Origin of the sequence: Agromyces protaetiae (assembly GCF_030866785.1) — a bacterium.
Taxonomy (GTDB): Bacteria; Actinomycetota; Actinomycetes; order Actinomycetales; family Microbacteriaceae; genus Agromyces; species Agromyces silvae.
Genome location: NZ_CP133018.1, coordinates 1,903,366 through 1,923,113, shown reverse-complemented (window position 1 = coordinate 1,923,113; position 19,748 = coordinate 1,903,366). Strand labels below are relative to the sequence as shown.

21 protein-coding genes are annotated in these 19,748 nt (G+C 71.0%); 2 read left to right on the top strand and 19 right to left on the bottom strand.

Annotation, left to right across the window (positions count from 1 at the left end; genetic code table 11):
- Positions 1–6: 6 nt before the first annotated feature.
- The 6 genes from QU602_RS08870 to QU602_RS08845 form a co-directional block, all read right to left on the bottom strand.
- Positions 7–825 (bottom strand): SseB family protein, encoded by an 819-nt coding sequence (locus tag QU602_RS08870; protein ID WP_308799917.1) that lies wholly within the window; start codon positions 823–825, stop codon positions 7–9.
- Positions 809–1,555 carry a bifunctional 1-(5-phosphoribosyl)-5-((5-phosphoribosylamino)methylideneamino)imidazole-4-carboxamide isomerase/phosphoribosylanthranilate isomerase PriA gene (gene priA, locus QU602_RS08865; RefSeq protein ID WP_308799916.1) on the bottom strand — a complete coding sequence of 249 codons (747 nt, stop codon included), beginning with the start codon at positions 1,553–1,555 and terminating at the stop codon, positions 809–811. The genes QU602_RS08870 and priA overlap by 17 nt, the downstream gene beginning before the upstream one ends.
- A 93-nt stretch (positions 1,556–1,648) precedes the next feature.
- The gene (hisH, locus tag QU602_RS08860; RefSeq protein WP_308799915.1) at positions 1,649–2,287 is read right to left on the bottom strand and encodes an imidazole glycerol phosphate synthase subunit HisH; all 639 of its coding nucleotides are present in this window, start codon (positions 2,285–2,287) and stop codon (positions 1,649–1,651) included.
- The gene (gene hisB, locus QU602_RS08855) at positions 2,284–2,898 is read right to left on the bottom strand and encodes an imidazoleglycerol-phosphate dehydratase HisB (protein WP_308799914.1); all 615 of its coding nucleotides are present in this window, start codon (positions 2,896–2,898) and stop codon (positions 2,284–2,286) included. Before hisB ends, hisH begins: the two co-directional genes overlap by 4 nt.
- A 10-nt stretch (positions 2,899–2,908) precedes the next feature.
- Positions 2,909–3,997, bottom strand: coding sequence for a histidinol-phosphate transaminase (locus tag QU602_RS08850; protein WP_308799913.1), 1,089 nt, complete (start codon positions 3,995–3,997; stop codon positions 2,909–2,911).
- An 83-nt stretch (positions 3,998–4,080) separates the two neighbouring features.
- Positions 4,081–4,461 carry a LysM peptidoglycan-binding domain-containing protein gene (locus QU602_RS08845; protein ID WP_308799912.1) on the bottom strand — a complete coding sequence of 127 codons (381 nt, stop codon included), beginning with the start codon at positions 4,459–4,461 and terminating at the stop codon, positions 4,081–4,083.
- Between the two features lie 310 nt (positions 4,462–4,771).
- Here QU602_RS08845 and lexA point away from each other — a divergent pair, with 310 nt between their 5' ends.
- Entirely contained in the window at positions 4,772–5,449 is a 678-nt protein-coding gene (gene lexA, locus QU602_RS08840) for a transcriptional repressor LexA (protein WP_308800130.1), read from the top strand.
- A gap of 30 nt (positions 5,450–5,479) precedes the next feature.
- Here the strand turns inward: lexA and QU602_RS08835 are convergent, their stop codons facing one another.
- The 4 genes from QU602_RS08835 to hflX form a co-directional block, all read right to left on the bottom strand.
- On the bottom strand, positions 5,480–6,274 hold the full coding sequence (locus QU602_RS08835; RefSeq protein ID WP_308799911.1) for an alpha/beta fold hydrolase: 795 nt from the start codon (positions 6,272–6,274) through the stop codon (positions 5,480–5,482).
- A 160-nt stretch (positions 6,275–6,434) separates the two neighbouring features.
- On the bottom strand, positions 6,435–8,768 hold the full coding sequence (gene metE / locus QU602_RS08830) for a 5-methyltetrahydropteroyltriglutamate--homocysteine S-methyltransferase (protein ID WP_308799909.1): 2,334 nt from the start codon (positions 8,766–8,768) through the stop codon (positions 6,435–6,437).
- Positions 8,765–9,721, bottom strand: coding sequence for a methylenetetrahydrofolate reductase (locus QU602_RS08825; protein ID WP_308799908.1), 957 nt, complete (start codon positions 9,719–9,721; stop codon positions 8,765–8,767). The genes metE and QU602_RS08825 overlap by 4 nt, the downstream gene beginning before the upstream one ends.
- A gap of 215 nt (positions 9,722–9,936) precedes the next feature.
- Positions 9,937–11,481, bottom strand: a complete 1,545-nt coding sequence (hflX, locus tag QU602_RS08820; protein WP_308799907.1) for a GTPase HflX — start codon at positions 11,479–11,481, stop codon at positions 9,937–9,939.
- Positions 11,482–11,525: 44 nt separating this feature from the next.
- Between hflX and QU602_RS08815 the strand changes: the two genes are divergently transcribed.
- Positions 11,526–12,134 (top strand): class I SAM-dependent methyltransferase, encoded by a 609-nt coding sequence (locus QU602_RS08815; protein ID WP_308799906.1) that lies wholly within the window; start codon positions 11,526–11,528, stop codon positions 12,132–12,134.
- A gap of 27 nt (positions 12,135–12,161) precedes the next feature.
- On the opposite strand, the gene dapF is transcribed toward QU602_RS08815, so the two are convergent.
- The 9 genes from dapF to pgsA all read right to left on the bottom strand — a co-directional run bounded on the left by dapF (position 12,162) and on the right by pgsA (position 19,738).
- The gene (dapF, locus tag QU602_RS08810; RefSeq protein WP_308799905.1) at positions 12,162–13,043 is read right to left on the bottom strand and encodes a diaminopimelate epimerase; all 882 of its coding nucleotides are present in this window, start codon (positions 13,041–13,043) and stop codon (positions 12,162–12,164) included.
- A 5-nt stretch (positions 13,044–13,048) separates the two neighbouring features.
- Positions 13,049–13,969 (bottom strand): tRNA (adenosine(37)-N6)-dimethylallyltransferase MiaA, encoded by a 921-nt coding sequence (gene miaA / locus QU602_RS08805; protein ID WP_308799904.1) that lies wholly within the window; start codon positions 13,967–13,969, stop codon positions 13,049–13,051.
- Between the two features lies 1 nt (position 13,970).
- Complete coding sequence (gene miaB, locus QU602_RS08800; RefSeq protein WP_308799903.1) at positions 13,971–15,590, bottom strand: tRNA (N6-isopentenyl adenosine(37)-C2)-methylthiotransferase MiaB; 1,620 nt, start codon at positions 15,588–15,590, stop codon at positions 13,971–13,973.
- Between the two features lie 32 nt (positions 15,591–15,622).
- Positions 15,623–16,429 (bottom strand): regulatory protein RecX, encoded by an 807-nt coding sequence (locus QU602_RS08795; RefSeq protein ID WP_308799902.1) that lies wholly within the window; start codon positions 16,427–16,429, stop codon positions 15,623–15,625.
- Positions 16,430–16,506: 77 nt separating this feature from the next.
- Positions 16,507–17,571, bottom strand: coding sequence for a recombinase RecA (gene recA / locus QU602_RS08790; protein ID WP_308799901.1), 1,065 nt, complete (start codon positions 17,569–17,571; stop codon positions 16,507–16,509).
- 266 nt (positions 17,572–17,837) lie between these two features.
- Complete coding sequence (locus tag QU602_RS08785) at positions 17,838–18,065, bottom strand: DUF3046 domain-containing protein (RefSeq protein ID WP_308799900.1); 228 nt, start codon at positions 18,063–18,065, stop codon at positions 17,838–17,840.
- Positions 18,066–18,162: 97 nt separating this feature from the next.
- Positions 18,163–18,471, bottom strand: a complete 309-nt coding sequence (locus QU602_RS08780; protein WP_308799899.1) for a helix-turn-helix domain-containing protein — start codon at positions 18,469–18,471, stop codon at positions 18,163–18,165.
- 132 nt (positions 18,472–18,603) lie between these two features.
- A complete protein-coding gene (locus tag QU602_RS08775) occupies positions 18,604–19,128 on the bottom strand; it encodes a CinA family protein (RefSeq protein ID WP_308799898.1) in 525 nt (174 codons plus the stop codon).
- 10 nt (positions 19,129–19,138) lie between these two features.
- Entirely contained in the window at positions 19,139–19,738 is a 600-nt protein-coding gene (gene pgsA / locus QU602_RS08770) for a CDP-diacylglycerol--glycerol-3-phosphate 3-phosphatidyltransferase (protein ID WP_308799897.1), read from the bottom strand.
- Positions 19,739–19,748: the final 10 nt, after the last annotated feature.

The following is a 19,748-nucleotide window of genomic DNA, read 5'->3' as shown; positions in this document are numbered from 1 at the left end:
ACCGCGCTATGCCGCGGCTCCACCGACGAGCTTGACGACGAGCGAGTCGACCCCGGTCGCGATGCGATCGTCTTCAGCCCAGCGCCGAGCGAGCCGCGCGGTCGTCGCATCGAGCTCGGTGCGGGTGAGCCCCGCAACGAGGGTCAGTCGCACGACGAGCTCGGGGCCCGCGAGTCGCGCGTACGGGTCGCCCGCGAGCAGTTCGACGCCGAGCACCGCGAGTTCCGACCCGATCGAGCGTTCGAAGGCGGCGGCGACCTCGGCCGCCTCGAACGGCGGCTGCCACGGATGCGACCGTGCGACGGCCCAGACCGCCGGCCGGCGCAGCACGAACTCGGTCGGCGACCCGGGGTCGAGCACCACGAGATCGGTGCCGTCATCGGCCGCGGCGAGCGCCACGCGCACGCCGTCGGCCGGTACGGGCCGCGCGAGCGGGTTCCAACGGCCCATCGCCTCGACCGAGCCGAACACCGGCAGGACCTTGCGCCCGTCGGGTCCCGCGACCGTCACGATCGAGAGCTCCTGGCTCTTGTCCACCCGGAGCCCGTGCGCGCCCGGTGCATCGCCGGCATCGTCCGCGCCGGCGCCGAGCTCGGCGACGAGCGGGATCAGCAGACGCGCGCCCGCGAACGCGTGGACGACCTCGGACTGCCCGGCCTCTCCCGCCCGGAAGCGCTCGAGAGCGTCAGCGAGGTCGGCCGGCATCCGGCCGTCGTCGGCCGCGTGCGGGTTGGCCTGGAACGACCTGCCGGCCCAGGGCTGCCCCGCGGAGTCGGCGAGAGGCCGGCCGGGATCTGACGAGCCGGGGTCAGTAGCCGGCGACATCCAGCGCCTCGGCCAGCGTGAACGCACCGGCGTAGAGGGCTTTGCCGACGATCGAGCCTTCGAGACCCATCGGCACCAGCTCGCGGAGCGCCGCGATGTCGTCGAGGCTGGAGATGCCACCCGAGGCCACGACCGGCCGGTGGGTGCGGTCCATGATCCGGCGCAGGAGGTCGAGGTTCGGACCCTGGAGGGTGCCGTCCTTCGTGACGTCGGTCACGACATAGCGCGCCGCGCCGGCCTCCTCGAGCCGGTCCATGACCTGCCAGAGGTTGCCCCCGTCCTGCGTCCACCCGCGGGCGGCGAGCGTCTCGCCCCGCACGTCGAGGCCGACGGCGATCGCCTCGCCGTACTGCGCGATGACCGATGCGGCCCACTCGGGGTTCTCGAGCGCCGCCGTGCCGAGGTTGATGCGCTTCGCGCCGATCGCGAGCGCGTGCTCGAGCGACGCGTCGTCGCGGATGCCGCCCGAGAGCTCGACGTTCACACCGCGGACCTGGCGGATGACCTTCTTCAAGATCCCGGTGTTCGAGCCCCGCCCGAACGCGGCGTCGAGATCGACCAGGTGGATCCAGTCCGCGCCCTGATCGGCCCAGTCCACGGCGGCGTCCACCGGGTCGCCGTAGTTCGTCTCGGTGCCCGCCTCGCCCTTCGTCAGGCGAACGGCTTTGCCGCCCGCGACATCGACGGCCGGAAGCAGCACCAGCCGCGGGGTCTTGTTGAACTCACTCATCACTGTCCTCGAATTGTGGAGCCGCGTTCGCGGCGTTCGGCACAGTCACAGCATCCTAGCGACGTGCGACGTGCCCCATCTGTACGTGACGGCTCAGCGCAGCGAGCGGAGCCAATTGCCGAGCAACGCGATGCCGGCCTCGGCCGACTTCTCGGGGTGGAACTGCGTCGCCGACAACGGTCCGTTCTCGACCGCGGCGAGGAACCGGCCGCCGTGATCGGCCCAGGTCAGCTTCGGTTTCGGGAACGGCGGCTGCGTCTCGAGCGTCCATTCTTGCGCGGCGAACGAGTGGACGAAATAGAACCGCTCGTCTTCGAGCCCGCGGAACAACACGCTCCCGTCGTCGGGCTCCACCGTGTTCCAGCCCATGTGCGGCAGCACGTCGGCCGGCAACTCGGTCACGGCGCCCGGCCATTCGCCGAGCCCCTCGGTGTCGACACCGCGTTCGACGCCGCGCTCGAAGAGGATCTGCATGCCCACGCAGATGCCGAGCACGGGCCGGCCGCCGGCCAGCCTGCGGTCGATCAGCTCATCACCGCGGACCGCACGCAGCTGGCGCATCACGGCGTCGAACGCGCCGACCCCTGGCACGAGCAGGCCGTCGGCCTCCAGCACCGCGCGACGGTCCGCGGTCAGCTCGACCTCGGCGCCCGCGCGCTCGAGGGCCTTGGCGGCCGAGTGCACATTGCCCGACCCGTAGTCGAGCACGACGACCCGAGGGCTCGCGCTCACAGCGCACCCTTCGTCGACGGGACGCCGATGACGAGCGGGTCGAGTGCCTTGGCCTGGCGGAACGCGCGCGCGAACGCCTTGAACTCGGCCTCCGCGATGTGGTGCGGGTCACGGCCGCCGAGCAGGGTGAGGTGCACGGTGAGCGCGGCGTTGAAGGTGATGGCCTCGAACACGTGGCGCACCATGGAGCCCGTGAAGTGACCGCCGATGAGGTGGTACTCGAAGCCGGCCGGCTCGCCCGAGTGCACGAGGTAGGGGCGCCCCGAGATGTCGACGACGGCCTGCGCGAGTGCGTCGTCGAGCGGGACCAGCGCGTCCCCGTACCGCGAGATGCCCGACTTGTCGCCGAGCGCCTGCTTGATCGCCGCGCCGAGCGCGATGCCGACATCTTCCACGGTGTGGTGCACGTCGATCTCGACATCCCCGGACGCGCGGACCGTGAGGTCGCTCAGCGAGTGCTTGGCGAACGCGGTGAGCAGGTGGTCGTAGAACGGCACGCCCGTCTCGATGTCGCTCGTGCCGGTGCCGTCGAGGTCGATCGACAGGTCGATGCTCGACTCGCTCGTCTCGCGCTGCACGCGCGCGGTACGGCCTGCGTTCGGGGAGGTCATACGCTCAATCCTATTGGGCCGACCGGGGCGCGAACGGCGCGATGGCTTCGAGGAACGCGGTTGTCTCGGTCTCGGTGCCGGCCGTCACCCTGAGGCTGCCCGGCAGCCCGATCTCGCGAATCAGGATGCCCCGTTCGAGCAGTCCCTCGAACACCGCGTGCGGGTCGTCGACGCCGTCGAAGAGCACGAAGTTCGAGCCGCTCCGATAGGCGCGGAATCCGAGTCGTTCGAGCTCGTTCGAGATGCGCTCCCGCTGGAGACGGATCTCGTCGACCATCGCGAGCATCTGGTCGGCGTGCGCGAGCGCACCGAGCGCTGCCGCCTGGGTGAGCGCGGACAGGTGGTACGGCAGGCGCACCAGGCGTAGTGCGTCGATGGTGGCGGGATCTCCGGCGAGGTAGCCGACCCGTGCGCCCGCGAAGGCGAACGCCTTGCTCATCGTGCGTGAGACGAGCAGTCTCGGCCGGCCCTCGAGCAACGTGAGCGCACTGGGCGTGCCCGGGTCGGCGAACTCGAAATACGCCTCGTCGACGACCACGATGCCGCGTGCCGCGTCGGCGACGGCCTCGACGGTGTCGAGCGAGAGGGGGGTCCCGGTCGGATTGTTCGGGGCGCACAGCAGGACCACGTCGGGATCGTGCTCGCGGACGGCCGCGACCGCGGTCTCGGGGCTCAGCTCGTAGTCGGCGTCGCGCCCGCCGGTGACCCACGCGGTGCCGGTCCCGGCCGCGAGCAGCGCGTACATCGAGTAGGTCGGCGCGAACCCCAGCGCGGTGCGCCCCGGGCCGCCGAACGCCTGCAGGATGTGCTGCAGCACCTCGTTCGACCCGTTCGCGGCCCAGATCTGCCGCGGCTCGAGCCCGTGACCGAGGTACCCGGCCAGTGCCGCGCGCAGCTGGGTGAACTCACGATCGGGATAGCGGTTCAACCCGAGGATCGCCGCCGCGACGCGCGCGACGATGTCGTGTGCCACGGCCTCCGGAATCGGATGCGTGTTCTCGTTGACGTTCAACGCAACGGGAACGGCCTGCTGCGGCGCACCGTACGGTGCCTTGCCACGGAGGTCGTCTCTGATGGGGAGATCCTCGAGACTGGTCACCAGATCATGCTATCCACGGCGACGGCAGCCCTCGCGCAGGCGCCTTCACGTGCACAGCACGCGTGCGCAGCGCAGCCCGCGGCTCAGCGCACGGCGGGCAGGGCGAGCTGCTGACCGGGCTGCACCACCGCGCCGTCGAGCCCGTTGAGGCGCACGATGTCGGCGATGACCTCGCGGGGGTCTTCATCGGGCGCGATCGACTCCGCCAGTTCCCACAGCGTGTCGCCGTGGCCGACGGTCACGACCTCGAGCGGGGCGACCGGCACCCCACCTCCGTCGGCGGCCGCCATGCCCGCGCCGAGCACCGACACCGAGGCCACGATGGCGACCGGCAGTGCCGCGAGCGTCGTCAACACGACCCGGCCGCGACGCGTGATCCGCAGCCGCGTCCGAGGGGCGGGTGCACCGGCGCCGACGTTCGCCCCGAAGCCGCCGTGGGCGTCGATCGTGTTCGACTCGCTCATGGTTCCTCCTGACGTTGCCGCGACCGATTCCGATTCCGAGCCGCATCCGCCGCTCGGCCGGGAGCGGCGGATGCGAAGCTCTGTTCCGAATGTATCTTCGAATGAGCGCCCGCGCAAGGTGTCTCTCCATTTCTTCTGCCTCGGCCTGCGCCCGTGAATGTGCGAGAACAGGCGCGACACGCTCGAACATATGTTTGATGCGTGCCCGCCGGGCAGATACAGTTTCGAATGTCCGAGAACAGTCGATCAGACACCACCGACATCCGGTCGCGAGGCGACCGCAACGAGGGGCGAGACCGTGAGCACCGACATCGACCGAACGCCGGAGTCCGGCTCGCGACGGCGCCGTAGCAAGGCGCTCACGCCCAAGCAGACCGCCATCCTCGAGGTCATCCAGCAGTCGGTCGCCGACCGCGGCTACCCGCCGAGCATGCGCGAGATCGGCGACGGCGTGGGCCTCTCCTCGCTCTCGAGCGTCACGCATCAGCTCAATCAGCTCGAGCTCGCCGGGTACCTGCGCCGCGACCCCAACCGGCCGCGCGCGCTCGAAGTGCTCATCGAGCTGCCCGGGAGCGAGACCCGCGCCTCGTCCAGCGAGCCGATCCCGATCAACGATGCGGCGATGGTCCCCCTCGTCGGTCGGATCGCCGCGGGCGTGCCGATCATGGCGGATCAGCAGATCGACGAGGTGTTCCCGCTCCCCCGCCAGCTCGTCGGCAAGGGTGAGCTCTTCATGCTCAAGGTCGTCGGCGACTCGATGATCGACGCCGCGATCTGCGACGGCGACTGGGTCGTCATCCGATCCCAGAAGGACGCGGAGAACGGCGAGATCGTCGCCGCGATGCTCGACGGCGAAGCGACCGTGAAGGTGTTCCGGCAGCGCGACGGGCACACCTGGCTGCTGCCGCGCAACAGTGCGTTCGAGCCGATCCTCGGCGACGCGGCCGAGGTGCTCGGCAAGGTCGTGGCGGTGCTGCGGGCGGTCTGAGCGCGGGCCGGCGCGCTCAGCGACGGCGGCTCAGCTGCGCGTCGCGGGCGACGTGCGCCCGGCACGCATCGACACCGGCTGCAGCGACACCGGCTGCAACGGCGCCGGCACGCTGCGCAGCCACTCGAGCACGGCGGACATGAACCCGGCATGGTCGTCGCGGAAGACCGTGTGCCCGGTGCCCTCGATCGTCTGCACGGTCATACCCTGCCGCCGCAGCCGCCCGGCGATCTGTTCGGTGATGAGCAGGCTCTTCTCGGCCAGCACGACGAGGGTCGGCGCCACGAGCGACACCGGTGGGACGAGCCGCCGGGTGTCGCTGAAGCCGAGGATCGTGCGCTTGTCCCAGTCGCGCAGCGTGGCGAGCTCGATCTCGACGTCTTCGGCGTGCCACTTGGGGTTCATCTTGACGAGCGCCGACCTGCGCGGGCGCGGGGCGAGCGCGAAGAAGAGCTTGAACGCGAGCCCGCGCAGCCCCGTGGGGAACGAGAACGCGGGGTCGATGTAGATCGCGGCGCGGGGCGCCATGCGGTCGGCGACGAGGCTCGCGACGAGCCCGCCGAGCGAGTGGCCCATGACCACGTCGGGCGGGCCGTCGAGCAGCGGTGTCAGCGTCTCGACCACGTCGTCGGCCCACGCGGCCGGCGAATAGCGGTCGGCCCGCGGGCTCCGGCCGTGGCCCGCGAGGTCGACCGCGATGACCCGGAAGCCGTGCGACTCGAGCTCGGCGGTGACCCGGTGCCACGCCCGCGAGTCCGACATGATGCCGTGGATGAGGATCGCGGTGCGGGGCCCGTACCCGGTCTCGGTGACGGCCAATCGCATGCCTCTCAGGCTAGGCGGCGCACCTGGGCGGTCACTTCGAGTGGACCGCATGCCACGTGTGAGTCGCGACCGCCGCGCCCGGTCGCCGCGTCCTGCGGGCGGACCGCGGCCGGGACATCCGATCGCCGGATGCCCCGGCCGCGCACGCGACGCGACTCGCTCAGCCGGGGACCGCGATCCCGGCGCGCACGGCCTTGGTCGCGGCGATGATGTGCTCGAGCGAGGCGATCGTCTCGTCATACCCGCGGGTCTTGAGCCCGCAGTCCGGATTGACCCAGAGCCGGCTCGCCGGAATGGCGCCGACCGCACGCTCGAGCATCGAGCGCACCTCGTCGGTGCTCGGCACCCGGGGCGAGTGGATGTCGTAGACCCCCGGCCCGATGCCGTGGTCGAACCCGCTCGCGGCGAGGTCGTCGACGACCTCCATCCGGCTGCGCGCGGCTTCGATCGAGGTGACGTCGGCGTCGAGGTTGCGGATCGCGTCGATGACGACCCCGAACTCCGAGTAGCAGAGGTGCGTGTGCACCTGTGTGGGTGCCGCCGCGCCGCCCGTGGCGAGCCGGAACGCGCCGACCGACCAGTCGAGATACGCCGGCTGGTCGGCGCGCTTCAGCGGAAGCAGCTCGCGCAGCGCGGGTTCGTCCACCTGGATGATCCGGATGCCCGCCGCCTCGAGGTCGGCGATCTCGTCGCGCAGCGCGAGCGCGACCTGTCGCGCGGTGTCCGCGAGGGGCTGATCGTCGCGCACGAATGACCACGCGAGGATCGTCACGGGACCGGTGAGCATGCCCTTCACCGGCTTGGCGGTGAGCGATTGCGCGTACGTCGACCAGGCGACCGTCATGGGCTCCGCCCTGGCGACGTCGCCCCAGAGGATCGACGGCCGCGTACACCGTGAGCCGTAGGACTGCACCCAGCCGTGCTCGGTCACGGCGAAGCCGTCGAGCAGTTCGGCGAAGTACTGCACCATGTCGTTGCGTTCGGGCTCGCCGTGGACGAGCACGTCGAGCCCCAGCTCCTCCTGGAGACGGATGACCCGTTCGATCTCCGCACGCATCTCGGCGCGGTACGCGGCCTCGTCGAGCTCGCCCTTCGTGAGCCGTGCCCGGGCCCGGCGGATCTCGGTGGTCTGTGGGAACGAGCCGATCGTCGTGGTCGGCAGCTCGGGCAGCTCGAGCGCCGACTGCGCCTCGACCCGGTCCGCGTAGCCCGCTCGTGAGAAGTCCGAGTCGGCGAGCGCGCCGAGCCTGGCCCGGACCGCCGGTACGCGGACGCCCGGCGCTTCGGCGCGATCCTGGAGCGCCTCACGAGCCACGGTGAGCTCGGCGGCGATCGCCTCGGGGCCGTCGGCGAGGCCGCGTGCGAGCGTCGCGACCTGTTCGACCTTCTGATCCGCGAACGCGAGCCAGCTCACGAGGCGGGGGTCGAGCTTCGTCTCGTCGGCCACGTCATGCGGGACGTGGAACAGCGACGTCGAGCTCGACACCGCAACGCTGCCGGACCAGGCGCGGAGCGCCTCGGCACGTGCGAACGCGGCCTCGAGATCGCCACGCCAGATGTTGTGCCCGTCGACGACGCCCGCGACGAGCGTCTTGGCGGCGAGCGACTCCTCCGTCGCGGGATCGAGGCGGTCGGGCGCATCGCCCCTGACCAGGTCGAACCCGATCGCCTCGACCGGCGTCGCCGCGAGCGCCGGAAGCGCATCATCGAGTCCGCCGTAGGGCGCCGCGACGAAGATCGCGGGACGGCTCGATGCCGCTCCGAGCGCGTCGTACGCGACCCCGATCGCCTCGAGGACCCGGTCGCGCGGGGCGTCGAGGGTCTCGCTCACGAGCGCGGGCTCATCGAGCTGGACCCATTCCGCGCCCGCCTCGGCGAGCGCCGCCAGCAGCTCGGCGTACACCGGAACGAGGTCGGCGAGCCGGTCGAGCGGCTGGAACTCCGCGGGCGCGTCCTCGGTCGGCTTCGCGAGCGCGAGCAGCGTCACCGGCCCGACCAGCACGGGACGCGTGAGGTAGCCATCGGCCAGCGCCTCACGGAACTGGCCGAGCAGCGCCCCGGGCTGCGCGCTGAACACCGTGTGCGGTCCGATCTCTGGGACGAGATAGTGGTAGTTCGAGTCGAACCACTTCGTCATCTCGAGCGGCGCGTCGGCCGCCTCGCCGCGAGCGATCGTGAAGTATCCCGCGAGGTCCACGCCGTCGCCGCCGACGAGGCGCTGGAATCGTTCGGGCACCGCGCCGACCGCGAGCGCCGCATCGAGCACCTGGTCGTAGTACGAGAACGACTCCGGGATCGCCGAACCGCCGCGTTGGAGACCGAGCCCGGCGAGCCGCTCCCGCGTCGCACGCCGAAGCTCGGCGGCGCGTGCCTCCAGCTCGACCGCATCGATGCCGCCCGACCAGAACGCCTCCACCGCGCGCTTGAGCTCGCGGCGCGGTCCGATGCGCGGGTAACCGAGGATCGTCCCGGTCGGGAAAATGGGCTCGCTCATGTGTTGGTCACATTCCTCTCTTCGGCGGGTCGCGACGACGGCATGAGACCGAGCCGGTCCAGCACGCCGAGCACGGCCTCGTGTCGGTTGAAGGTGTACAGATGCAGGCCAGGGGCGTCCGCGAGCACCTCGCCCGCCAGACGTGCGGCATACGCGACGCCGATCTCGTTCTGGGCGTCGGCGTCGGGCTCGATCTCGAGGTCGATCGCGAGCTGCGCCGGCGGTTCGACCCCGGTGAGCTGCGTGAGGCGCGCGAGCCGGCTCGGCGTGGTGACCGGCATGATGCCGGGCACGATCGGGATGCTCACCCCGGCGGACCTCGCACGAGCGACGAATCCCAGGTAGTCGTCGGCGTGCCAGAACAGCTGGGTGATCGCGAGCGTCGCCCCCGCGATCTCCTTCGCCAGAAGCGTGTCGACGTCCTGCTGCGGGCCGCGGGATCGCGGATGCCCGGTCGGGAACGCCGCGACCGCGACCCGCTCGGGTCGGGGCCGCTCGCGGATCTCGGAGGCCCCGGGCAGCCCGGGGATGCCCGCCTGCGTGAACGGCTCTCGCTCCTCCTGCACGCGGTGGATGAGCTGCACGAGCTCGGCCGCGCTGCCGAGGTCGCCGAGGCCGTCATCCTCCGCCCCGAGCGGCGGATCGCCGCGGAGCGCGAGAAAGCTCGTGACCCCGGCGTCGAGGAAGTCCCGAACGAGCCGATTGGCCTCGGCGTGCGACGAACCGACGCAGGTCAGGTGCGCCATGGGCTCGACGTCGGTCTGGTCGAGCATGTACCGCAGCACCGTGAGCGAACGCTCACGCGACGAGCCGCCGGCGCCGAACGTCACCGAGATGAACGCCGGGTGCGCCTCGGCGAGCCGATCGATGGTGCGCCCGAGCGCGAGCGCCGCGGCGTCGGTGCGTGGCGGGAACAGCTCGAACGAGATGGGCGTGCCGTCGTTCGCTGCCATCTCGCTCCTGCCGCCGCACGCCGCGTCGGTCGGAGGCCGCGCGGCACACCGCGCTCCCCCGCCGGACTCGGTCGGGTGGATCTCGCGGGCGGGTGCCGGGCTCGGCGGTCGCTCCACGCGGCGGGCATCCGGCCCGCCGCCGTCGATCACGAGCGACGATACGCCGAGTTCGTGCTCAGCGGGAGGGGTATTGCGGTGAATGACGTCGACGCGTCCTACGCGAGCGCGTCGGCCGCCGTGAACTCGGCGAGCTGTGCCGCGTGCTCGGGCGAGGCGAGCGCACGGATCCGCGTGCCCTCCTCGGCGTACTCGACGGAGAGCACTCGGCCGGTCTCGTGCAGCTCCGAGACGATGTCGCCGCGGTCGTACGGCACCAGCAGGTCGACCTCGACCGACGGGTCGGGCAGCAGCCGCGCGATCGCGTCGAGCACTTCGCGCACGCCCTCGCCCGTGCGGGCGGACGCGAACACCGCGTTCGGCTCGAGGCCGCGCAGCACGAGTCGGTCCTCGGGCGTCACCAGGTCGGCCTTGTTGAAGACGACCAGCTCGGGGATGTCCCGCGCGCCGACCTCGCCGATCACGTCACGCACCGTGGCGATCTGGCCCGCCGGATCGGGATGCGCCGCATCGACGACGTGCACGATGAGGTCGGCGTCGCCGACCTCTTCGAGCGTCGACCGGAAGGCTTCGACGAGCTGGTGCGGGAGATTCCGGACGAAGCCGACGGTGTCGGCGATCGTGTAGATCCGACCGTCGGGCGTCGTGTTTCGCCGGACCGTCGCATCGAGCGTCGCGAACAGGGCGTTCTCGACGAGGACGCCGGCACCCGTGATCCGGTTGAGCAGGCTCGACTTGCCGGCGTTCGTGTACCCGGCGATCGCCACAGACGGCACCGCGTTGCGTCGCCGGTTGGCGCGCTTGGCCTCGCGGGCCGGCTTCATGCCCGCGATCTGACGCCGCAACTTCGCCATGCGTGAGTGGATGCGCCGCCGGTCGAGCTCGATCTTCGTCTCACCCGGTCCGCGGGAGCCCATGCCGGCACCCGCGCCGCCGACCTGACCACCGGCCTGCCGCGACATCGACTCGCCCCAGCCGCGCAGTCGCGGCAGCAGGTACTCGAGCTGCGCGAGCTCGACCTGCGCCTTGCCCTCGCGGCTCTTCGCGTGCTGACTGAAGATGTCGAGGATGACCGCGGTGCGGTCGATGACCTTGACCTTCACCGCGTCCTCGAGCGCACGACGCTGACTCGGTGCCAGCTCGGTGTCGGCGACCACGGTGTCCGCGCCGAGTGCGGCGACGATGTGCCGCAGCTCCTCGACCTTGCCGCGACCGAGATAGGTCGACGGGTCGGGGTGCGGGCGACGCTGGAGGACGCCGTCGAGCACGCGCGCTCCCGCCGTCTCAGCGAGGGCGGCGAGCTCGCGGAGCGAGTTCTCGGCGTCTTCGAGCGAGCCCTGGGAGTACACGCCGATGAGCACGACGTTCTCGAGCCGGAGCTGCCGGTACTCGACCTCGGTGACGTCCTCGAGCTCGGTCGAGAGCCCGCCCACGCGGCGCAGTGCGGCGCGCGCCTCACGGTCGTACTGCTCGCCGTCGCCGTTCGGCGACGACGAGGAATCCGTCCACGTCGAGGCATCCGGATCGCCGCTCTGGATCGAGGTGGCCTCGTTCGCGCCGAACCGGGCCACGCCCGCGTGCTGGTCAGCGCTGCGCAGGACGCGCTCGACGGCGTCGTCGGAGCTTCGTTCAGCGTCGTTCATATGTCTCCACCCTACTTCTGATTCCTGTGCGATAGGTTCCCCCTATGTCCCAGGAGCACTACTTCTCGTCGAGCCCGGCCGCGCCTGGGGCGCTTCGCGAGATCGCGGTCCGTCTCGCTGGCCGCGACCTGAAGGTCGTGACGGCACCCGCCGTGTTCAGCCCGCAGCACGTCGACGCCGGCACCCAGGCGCTCCTCGACGCCGTGCCCGAGCCACCCTCGACGGGGCATCTGCTCGACCTCGGCGCGGGCTGGGGCCCCATGGCGCTCACGATGGCGATGGCGTCGCCGGATGCCACGGTCTGGGCCCTCGACGTCAACGAGCGGGCCCTCGACCTCGTGCGACGCAACGCCAAGCGCCTCGGCGTCACCAATGTGAACGCCGTGCTGGCCGCCGATGTTCCCGAGGACGTGCGCTTCGCCGCGATCTGGTCGAATCCGCCGATCCGGGTCGGCAAGGCCGTGCTGCACGGCCTCATGCACGAGTGGCTGCCGCGACTCGAATCGGACGCCGCCGCCTGGCTCGTCGTGCAGAAGCACCTCGGCGCCGACTCGTTCCAGCGTTGGCTCGCGACCGAGTTCGCCGATGGCTACGAGGTGACGCGGGCCGCAACGTCGAAGGGGTTCCGGCTGCTCGAGGTCCGTCGCGGCTGAACGCCCGTCGCGCCGGGAACGACGTCGTCAGGCCAGGCTCAGCACACCGTCGAACACGAGCTCGGCCGGGCCGGACAGCGCCACGTGCTCGCCATCGGCGGCGTCGAACATGCGAACGCCGAGCGTGCCACCCGGCACCTGCACCCGCCAGTCCTTCGGCGCCCCCGCGCCGGCCCAGTGCCGCACCGCGAGCGCCGCGGCCACCGCACCGGTGCCGCACGACAGCGTCTCGCCGGAACCGCGTTCGTGCACGCGCATGCGGATGCGTCCGATGCCGTCTTCGACGAGCGGATCCGCGGGAACCACGAACTCGACGTTCGCGCCGGCCGGCAGCTCGGGCTCGAGGATGGGCGCGTACCCGAGGTCGAGCCCGGCGAGCTCGTCGTCGTCGGCCAGCGCGACCACGACGTGCGGGTTCCCGACATCGATGCCGAGGCCGGGACGGGCGACCGGCAGGCTCTTGGCGCGCACCAGCGAGTCGTCTCCCGACAGCCGCCAGACACCGAGATCGGCCTGGAATCCGTCGGCCGACCGGCTCACCCGGCGGACCCCGGCGCGCGTGCCGATCGCGAGCTCGCCGCCGGCGGGCAGCTCGACGAACCCTTGATCGAGCAGATACGACGTGAACACCCGGATGCCGTTGCCGCACATCTCGGAGACCGAGCCGTCGGCGTTCCAGTAGTCCATGAACCACACCGCGTCGCGGGCCTCGGCGATCGCCGACGCGCCGGCTTCGAGATTGCGCGACCGCACCGCGCGAATGAGTCCGTCGGCGCCGACCCCGAACCGCCGGTCGCACACCGCGGCGATCTGCGACGGCGTGAGCTCGGTGTCCCCCTCGGGGTCGGCGAACAGCACGAAGTCGTTGCCGGTGCCCTGCCCCTTGGTGAACCGCAGATCGAATGGCATGCGGATCAGTCTAGGGCGGCCAAGCGACGCAGCTCGCCCGCGCGAGCGGCCGGGTCGGTGGCGTCGAGCACGACCTGGCTGGGGTAGCGCTTGAACCAGCTCACCTGCCGGCGGGCGTAGATCCGGGTGAGCTGCTGGGTCTCCGCGATCGCTTCGGATCGGGTCATCCGCCCGTCGAGCTGGGCGAGCGCCTGCGCGTAGCCGATCGCCCTCCGCGCGGTGACGCCGCGCTCGAGACCCGCGGGCAGTAGGCCGGAGACCTCGTCCACGAGACCGGTCGCCCACATGGCCTCGACTCGCCGGTTGAGGCGCTCGACGAGCGACGGGCGATCGCTGTGGAGATGGACGACGTGGTGCGGGCGCCACGGCACCGGTTCGTCGGGCAGGCGTGCCGCCTTGGGCTCGCCGGTCAGCTCGATGACCTCGAGCGCCCGGACGAGCCGACGCCCGTTCGCCGGATCGGCGCTCGCGGCGGTCTCGGGGTCGATCTCGCGCAGCCGGGCGTGCAGCGCGCCCGCGCCGAGGGTCGCGAGCTCGGTCTCGAGCCGCGCCCGGATCGCCGGATCGGTGCCCGGGAATCGGAAGTCGTGAATCACGCCGGACACGTACAGACCGGAGCCGCCGACGAGGAGCGCGACGGAGCCGGCCGTCTCGATGCGCTCGATCTCGCTGCGCGCCGCGGCCTGATATACGGCCGCCGATGCCTCGTCGGTGACGTCGAGCACGTCGAGCAGCCGATGCGGCACGCCGCGGCGTTCGCCGGGGCCGAGCTTCGCGGTGCCGATGTCCATGCCGCGGTACAGCTGCATGGCATCGGCGTTCACGACCTCGGCGGCACGTCCGGTGCGCGACAGGGCGTCGGCGAGGTCGAGCGCGAAGCCGGATTTCCCGGTGCCGGTCGCGCCGACGATCGCGATGAGAGTCACGTCAGCGTTGTGAGTCGGTCGGATCGTAGATCGGCATGGTGCCCACACCCGGGGCGACGAGCGGATCTCGCACCCTGAGCGATGGCAGGCCGAGCGAGACCCGCCCGGCGGCGGCGCTCGAAGCCCCCGGCGTCGTGGGCACACCGCAGCTGTCGGCCTGCTGCCGATCCCAGGCGTCGCCGGCTCGAGTGCGCCGGATCGTGAGCGGCGAGCCGTCGACCGCGTCGGCGATGAGGTGGAACGACCCCGCCTCGGTGATCGTCACGGAGACGACATCGCCCGGGCGGGGCTGCTCGGAGCCCGCAGGGACCTCGAAGTGCACGAGCCTGCTGTCTTCGGCGCGGCCCGAGAGCCGGTGCGTCTCCGCATCCTTCTTGCCCTCGCCGGTCGACACCAGCACCTCGACCGAGCGACCGATCACCCGCTCGTTCTCTTCGCGCGAGATGCGATCCTGCAGGGCCGTGAGCCGCTCGTACCGCTCTTGCACGACGGTTTTCGGGATCTGGTCGTCCATGGTCGCGGCCGGCGTGCCCGGACGCACCGAGTACTGGAACGTGAACGCCGATGCGAACCGCGCCGCCTCGACCACGCGGAGCGTCTCTTGGAAGTCCTCCTCGGTCTCGCCCGGGAATCCGACGATGATGTCGGTCGAGATCGCCGCGTCGGGGATCCGGGCGCGCACCCGGTCGAGGATGCCGAGGAACCGTTCGGATCGGTACGACCGGCGCATCGCTTTGAGCACCCGGTCGGAACCGGACTGCAACGGCATGTGCAGCTGCGGCATGACGTTCGGCGTCTCGGCCATCGCATCGATGACGTCGTCGGTGAACGCCGCGGGGTGCGGGCTCGTGAAGCGGATGCGCTCGAGACCCTCGATCTGCCCGGCCGCGCGCAGCAGCTTGCCGAACGCCTGCCGGTCGCCGAACTCGACCCCGTAGGAGTTCACGTTCTGGCCGAGGAGCGTCACCTCGATGGCGCCGTCGTCGACGAGGGCCTGGATCTCGGCGAGGATCTCACCCGGGCGGCGGTCCTTCTCTTTGCCGCGAAGCGACGGCACGATGCAGAACGTGCACGTGTTGTTGCAGCCCACGGAGATGGAGACCCAGCCGCTGTAGCTCGAGTCACGCTTGGTCGGCAGCGTCGACGGGAAGACCTCGAGCGCATCGAGGATCTCGAGCTGCGCCTCCTCGTTGTGCCTGGCGCGTTCGAGCAGGCTCGGCAGCGCGCCCATGTTGTGTGTGCCGAAGACGACGTCGACCCAGGGGGCCTTCTCGAGGATGACGTTCTTGTCTTTCTGCGCGAGGCAGCCGCCGACGGCGATCTGCATGCCCGCGTGGCGCTTCTTGACGCTCGCGAGGTGGCCGAGATTGCCGTAGAGCTTGTTGTCGGCGTTCTCGCGCACGGCACAGGTGTTGATGACGACGATGTCGGGCTCGACGCCGTCGGCCGGGACATAGCCCGCCGCCTCGAGCGAACCCGACAGGCGCTCGGAGTCGTGCACGTTCATCTGGCAGCCGAACGTGCGCACCTCGTAGGTGCGCGGCGCGATCGTCGCGGTCTCGGCGGGCGCGGTCTCGGCGGGCGCGGCCTCGGCGGGCGCGGCCTCGTTGAGGGTGCTCATGATCGATCCAGTCTACGAGCGATCCGCGCGGCCTACGATCCGTGTGTGGAGAGGGCCGCGGCAACCGCCTCGCGCACGACGGCGCCGTCGTAGCCGCGTCGCTGCAGGAATGCCGTGAGTCGCCGCTCGGCGACCTGGCGGTCGAGCCCACCGAGCTGGCGGGCCCGGCGCTCGGCGACCGCGAGTGCCGTGTTCCGCTCGAGGTCGGGATCGAGAGCCTCGAGCGCGGCCCGGGTCGCCTCGGCGCTCACGCCGCGCCGGGTGAGCTCGGCGAGGATCGCACCGCTTCCGCGCCCGCGCCGCTCGGCGCCGGTGCGGACGAGTTGCTCGGCGAGCCGCACATCGTTGAGATAGCCGAGCCGCTCGTAGCGCTCGATCCACTCGTCGACCTCGGCCTCATCGAGACCGTGCTCGGTCAGAACGTCGCGCACCTCGGCGACCGAGAGCGACGATCTGCGGAGGCGGCCGATCACCAACCGGTCGATGCGCGCGTCGCGCTCGACGCCCGGCTCAGCCGGGTCGGCGGTCTCGGCACGCCCGTCGAGATGCGCCACCGGGCGACCCGAACCCGTTCGAGCGGGATGCGTGCCTCGCCGCGCCGGATACTGCCGTTGCAGACGCTCGCACGAGTCGTCGTCTGACGCCTCGTTCCAGCGGTCGGCGTCGGCCTCGGCATCGACCTCGGCATCGACCTCGCGATCGGAGTCGACCTCGGCGGCGGGACGCGCGCTCCGGCGCGCACTCGCGTCGCCGCCCCGGTCGACGCCCGGAATCGCCCACGGAAGATACGAGACCGGGGCGAGGTGCTCGGTCTCGCCACCACGTGATGTGTCGCGCATCGCTCCCCTCCCCGGTCTCGCGCTCTGCCGTCGGTACGGTCCGTGCGTGCGGCGTCAGCCGCCCGCATCGTCGCCGGTCAGGCGCCCTTGCGCTTCGCGTCGAGGGATTCGACGTTCGCAGGGTGCTGCCCCTCGGCTGCGGCACCGGCCCCGATGCCCAGCTTCACGAGGATCTTGCGCTCGATGTCGGCGGCGATGTCGGGGTTCTGCAGCAGGAAGTTGCGTGCGTTCTCTTTGCCCTGGCCGAGCTGATCGCCGTCGTAGGTGTACCAGGCGCCGGACTTCTTGACGATGCCCTGGTCGACGCCGTAGTCGATGAGGCTGCCCTCACGCGAGATGCCCACCCCGTAGAGGATGTCGAACTCGGCCTGCTTGAAGGGCGGCGCCATCTTGTTCTTGACGACCTTGACGCGCGTGCGGTTGCCGACCGCCTCGGTGCCGTCTTTCAGCGTCTCGATGCGCCGGATGTCGAGCCGGACCGACGCGTAGAACTTCAGCGCCTTGCCACCCGCCGTGGTCTCGGGGCTGCCGAAGAACACACCGATCTTCTCGCGCAGCTGGTTGATGAAGATCATCGTGGTGTTGGTCTGGTTCAGCCCACCGGTGAGCTTGCGGAGCGCCTGCGACATGAGGCGCGCCTGGAGCCCGACGTGCGAGTCGCCCATCTCGCCCTCGATCTCGGCACGCGGCACGAGCGCCGCGACCGAGTCGATCACGATGAGGTCGATCGAGCCGGACCGCACGAGCATGTCGGCGATCTCGAGCGCCTGCTCGCCGGTGTCGGGCTGCGACACCAGCAGCGAGTCGATGTCGACACCGAGCTTCTTGGCGTACTCGGGGTCGAGCGCGTGCTCGGCATCGACGAACGCGGCGATGCCGCCTGCGCGCTGGGCGTTCGCGATCGCGTGCAACGTCAGCGTCGTCTTACCTGACGATTCCGGACCGTAGATCTCGATGATGCGGCCGCGCGGGAGGCCGCCGACGCCGAGCGCGACGTCGAGCGCGATGGAGCCGGTGGGGATGATCTCGACCGGTGCACGCTCTTCGCTGCCGAGGCGCATCACCGAACCCTTGCCGAACTGGCGGTCGATCTGGGCGAGTGCGGTTTCGAGCGCTTTCTCGCGGTCTACAGGTGATGGCATGTGCTGGCTCCTTCGAAGCTCGGTTCGGCTGCCTTCAGGCTGTCGCGGTGACTCGGTCTGGCTGACCTTCGCGAGCGTCACGACAAGGCGGGTGCGGAAGTTCCGTTCGACTCCGACGATAGAGCCGGCCACCGACATCGCCCGACGGGGAGTCGTGTGATGGGGAGGACGTCGATCGAGACCTCAGCTGTGCAGGAGCCTACTCCGCGATCCGAACAGATGTTCGAGTGACACGCCGCGTGTCGAAGGCGTCTTCGCCCGCGCGCTCACCGCGTTCCGGGCTCGCGCTGCCCGACGCCGTGACGGCGCGCGGCCGGGACATCCGTCGCCTCGCAGAGCGCGAGCCAGACGTCGCGCGGCGCGATGCCCGCGCCGAGCGCCTCGCGCGGCGTGCGCCCACCCAGCGCCTCGAGCGTGAGGTCCTGCAGGAGCACCCGCCCGTAGCCGGCGCCGAACTCGTCGTCGACCGCGACGTTGAACTCGCTGAGCTTCATGAAACTTTCGCAATCACCGGCGGGCGTGGCACATCTCGGGGGAACACAGCACCGGCCGGTCCGAAGACCGGCCGGTGCGCGTATGGAATCGTGTGGGTCAGCGGACCATCATGTCCGCGTCGAACTCGGCGACGAGCTCATCGGGCAGACTGTCGGGAACCGGAGTCACGCCCTCGAGGACCGCGATGCGGTCGCCGACCTCGTGCATGATCACGGAGATGGGCGTGTCGAGTGCATCGGCCACCGAGGCGAGGATCTCACTCGACGCCTCTTTCTGACCGCGCTCGACCTCGCTGAGGTAGCCGAGCGCGACGCTCGCCTTGCTCGCGACCTGACGGAGCGTGCGACCCTTCTGGAGTCGGAAGTCCCTCAGCACGTCGCCGATCTCCTGTCGAACCAGAACCATCGGAACCTCCTTCACTTGGGTCGAGCCAGAAGCGGGAGGGTCAGATTACCCCTGCCACCATGCCTTGACTCTAGCGTTTCACACTGGACCTTCCGTGTGAACCCGGTGTATGTAACAGGGAGTTCACGAACCCTATTCCGCACCTGTGGAGATCGGCTCGGCCAGTTCGGCGAGCGCTTCCTCGATGAGCGCGTCGACGGTCTGCGCGCGGATCTCGGCGCGGCTCCCGGTCAGCTCGAGCGACACGGCACGGATGCCCCGGGCTGAGGCGATGCCGAGGTGGACCGTGCCCGGCGGATGCCCGTCCTGCGGGTCCGGCCCGGCCACGCCCGTCGTCGCCAGCCCCAGATCGGCGGCGCGGCCGTTCACCGCGCAGACGTTCCGGACCCGATCGGCCATCTGCCGCGCGACTTCGGCGTCGACGGCGCCGCGCTCCGCGAGGAGCGCCGCGTCGACGCCGAGCAGCGTGTGTTTGAGCTGGGTCGCGTAGGCGACGACGCCTCCGGTGAGGACGGCGGATGCCCCGGGCACGGACACGATGCGCGCGACCACCAGTCCGCCCGTGAGCGACTCGGCGACCGCGAGGGTGCGCTCACGCTCGGCCAGGAGCGCGACGAGCCGCGCGGCGCGCTCGCCGCTCAGGCGGGCCTCATGCACGCCGCCGCCCTCAGGCGCGCCGGCGTTCACGTCCGAGCACCACCGCGTCGCGGACGTACAGGGCGCCCGACCAGACCGTGAGGACCAGCGCCGCGGCCATGAGCGCGGTGTTCAGCCAGTCGACCCAGTCGCCGAGCAGCGCCGGCAGCGGCGCGAGCGCGAACGAGATCGCGACCGCCTGGACGACGGTCTTGAGCTTGCCGCCCGACGCGGCGGGAACCACATTGCCGCGGCGGAGCTCGACGAGCCGCCACACCGTGATGCCGACCTCGCGAAGGATGATGAGCGCGGTGACCCACCACGGGAGCTCGCCGAGGATCGAGAGGCACACGAGCGCGCCACTCGTGAGCAGCTTGTCGGCGATGGGGTCGAGCAGCTTGCCGAGGTCGGTGATCAGGCCCCGGCTGCGTGCGATGTGGCCGTCGATGCCGTCGGTCGCGATGGCGAGCACGAACAGTCCGGTCGCGAGCCAGCGCAGCACGACGTCGTCGCCCTGATCGGCGAGGATGAGCCAGAAGCAGACCGGCGCGAGCAGGATCCGGACGATCGTGATGGCGTTCGGAAGGTTCCAGTTCGCCGAGCGCGCGCGGCTTCCGGCGGAGGAGGTCATGCCCCCAAGG

Coding starts and splice junctions, on each gene's coding strand:
- QU602_RS08780 (WP_308799899.1), bottom strand. CDS start 18,471: ATGGTTCTGGTTCGACAGGAGATCGGCGACGTGCTGAGGGACTTCCGA.
- QU602_RS08845 (WP_308799912.1), bottom strand. CDS start 4,461: ATGAGCGAGTCGAACACGATCGACGCCCACGGCGGCTTCGGGGCGAAC.
- recA (WP_308799901.1), bottom strand. CDS start 17,571: ATGCCATCACCTGTAGACCGCGAGAAAGCGCTCGAAACCGCACTCGCC.
- hflX (WP_308799907.1), bottom strand. CDS start 11,481: ATGAACGACGCTGAACGAAGCTCCGACGACGCCGTCGAGCGCGTCCTG.
- hisB (WP_308799914.1), bottom strand. CDS start 2,898: ATGACCTCCCCGAACGCAGGCCGTACCGCGCGCGTGCAGCGCGAGACG.
- QU602_RS08815 (WP_308799906.1), top strand. CDS start 11,526: ATGTCCCAGGAGCACTACTTCTCGTCGAGCCCGGCCGCGCCTGGGGCG.
- QU602_RS08870 (WP_308799917.1), bottom strand. CDS start 825: ATGTCGCCGGCTACTGACCCCGGCTCGTCAGATCCCGGCCGGCCTCTC.
- miaB (WP_308799903.1), bottom strand. CDS start 15,590: ATGAGCACCCTCAACGAGGCCGCGCCCGCCGAGGCCGCGCCCGCCGAG.
- priA (WP_308799916.1), bottom strand. CDS start 1,555: ATGAGTGAGTTCAACAAGACCCCGCGGCTGGTGCTGCTTCCGGCCGTC.
- metE (WP_308799909.1), bottom strand. CDS start 8,768: ATGAGCGAGCCCATTTTCCCGACCGGGACGATCCTCGGTTACCCGCGC.
- QU602_RS08785 (WP_308799900.1), bottom strand. CDS start 18,065: ATGAAGCTCAGCGAGTTCAACGTCGCGGTCGACGACGAGTTCGGCGCC.
- dapF (WP_308799905.1), bottom strand. CDS start 13,043: ATGCCATTCGATCTGCGGTTCACCAAGGGGCAGGGCACCGGCAACGAC.
- pgsA (WP_308799897.1), bottom strand. CDS start 19,738: ATGACCTCCTCCGCCGGAAGCCGCGCGCGCTCGGCGAACTGGAACCTT.
- QU602_RS08835 (WP_308799911.1), bottom strand. CDS start 6,274: ATGCGATTGGCCGTCACCGAGACCGGGTACGGGCCCCGCACCGCGATC.
- QU602_RS08795 (WP_308799902.1), bottom strand. CDS start 16,429: ATGCGCGACACATCACGTGGTGGCGAGACCGAGCACCTCGCCCCGGTC.
- QU602_RS08825 (WP_308799908.1), bottom strand. CDS start 9,721: ATGGCAGCGAACGACGGCACGCCCATCTCGTTCGAGCTGTTCCCGCCA.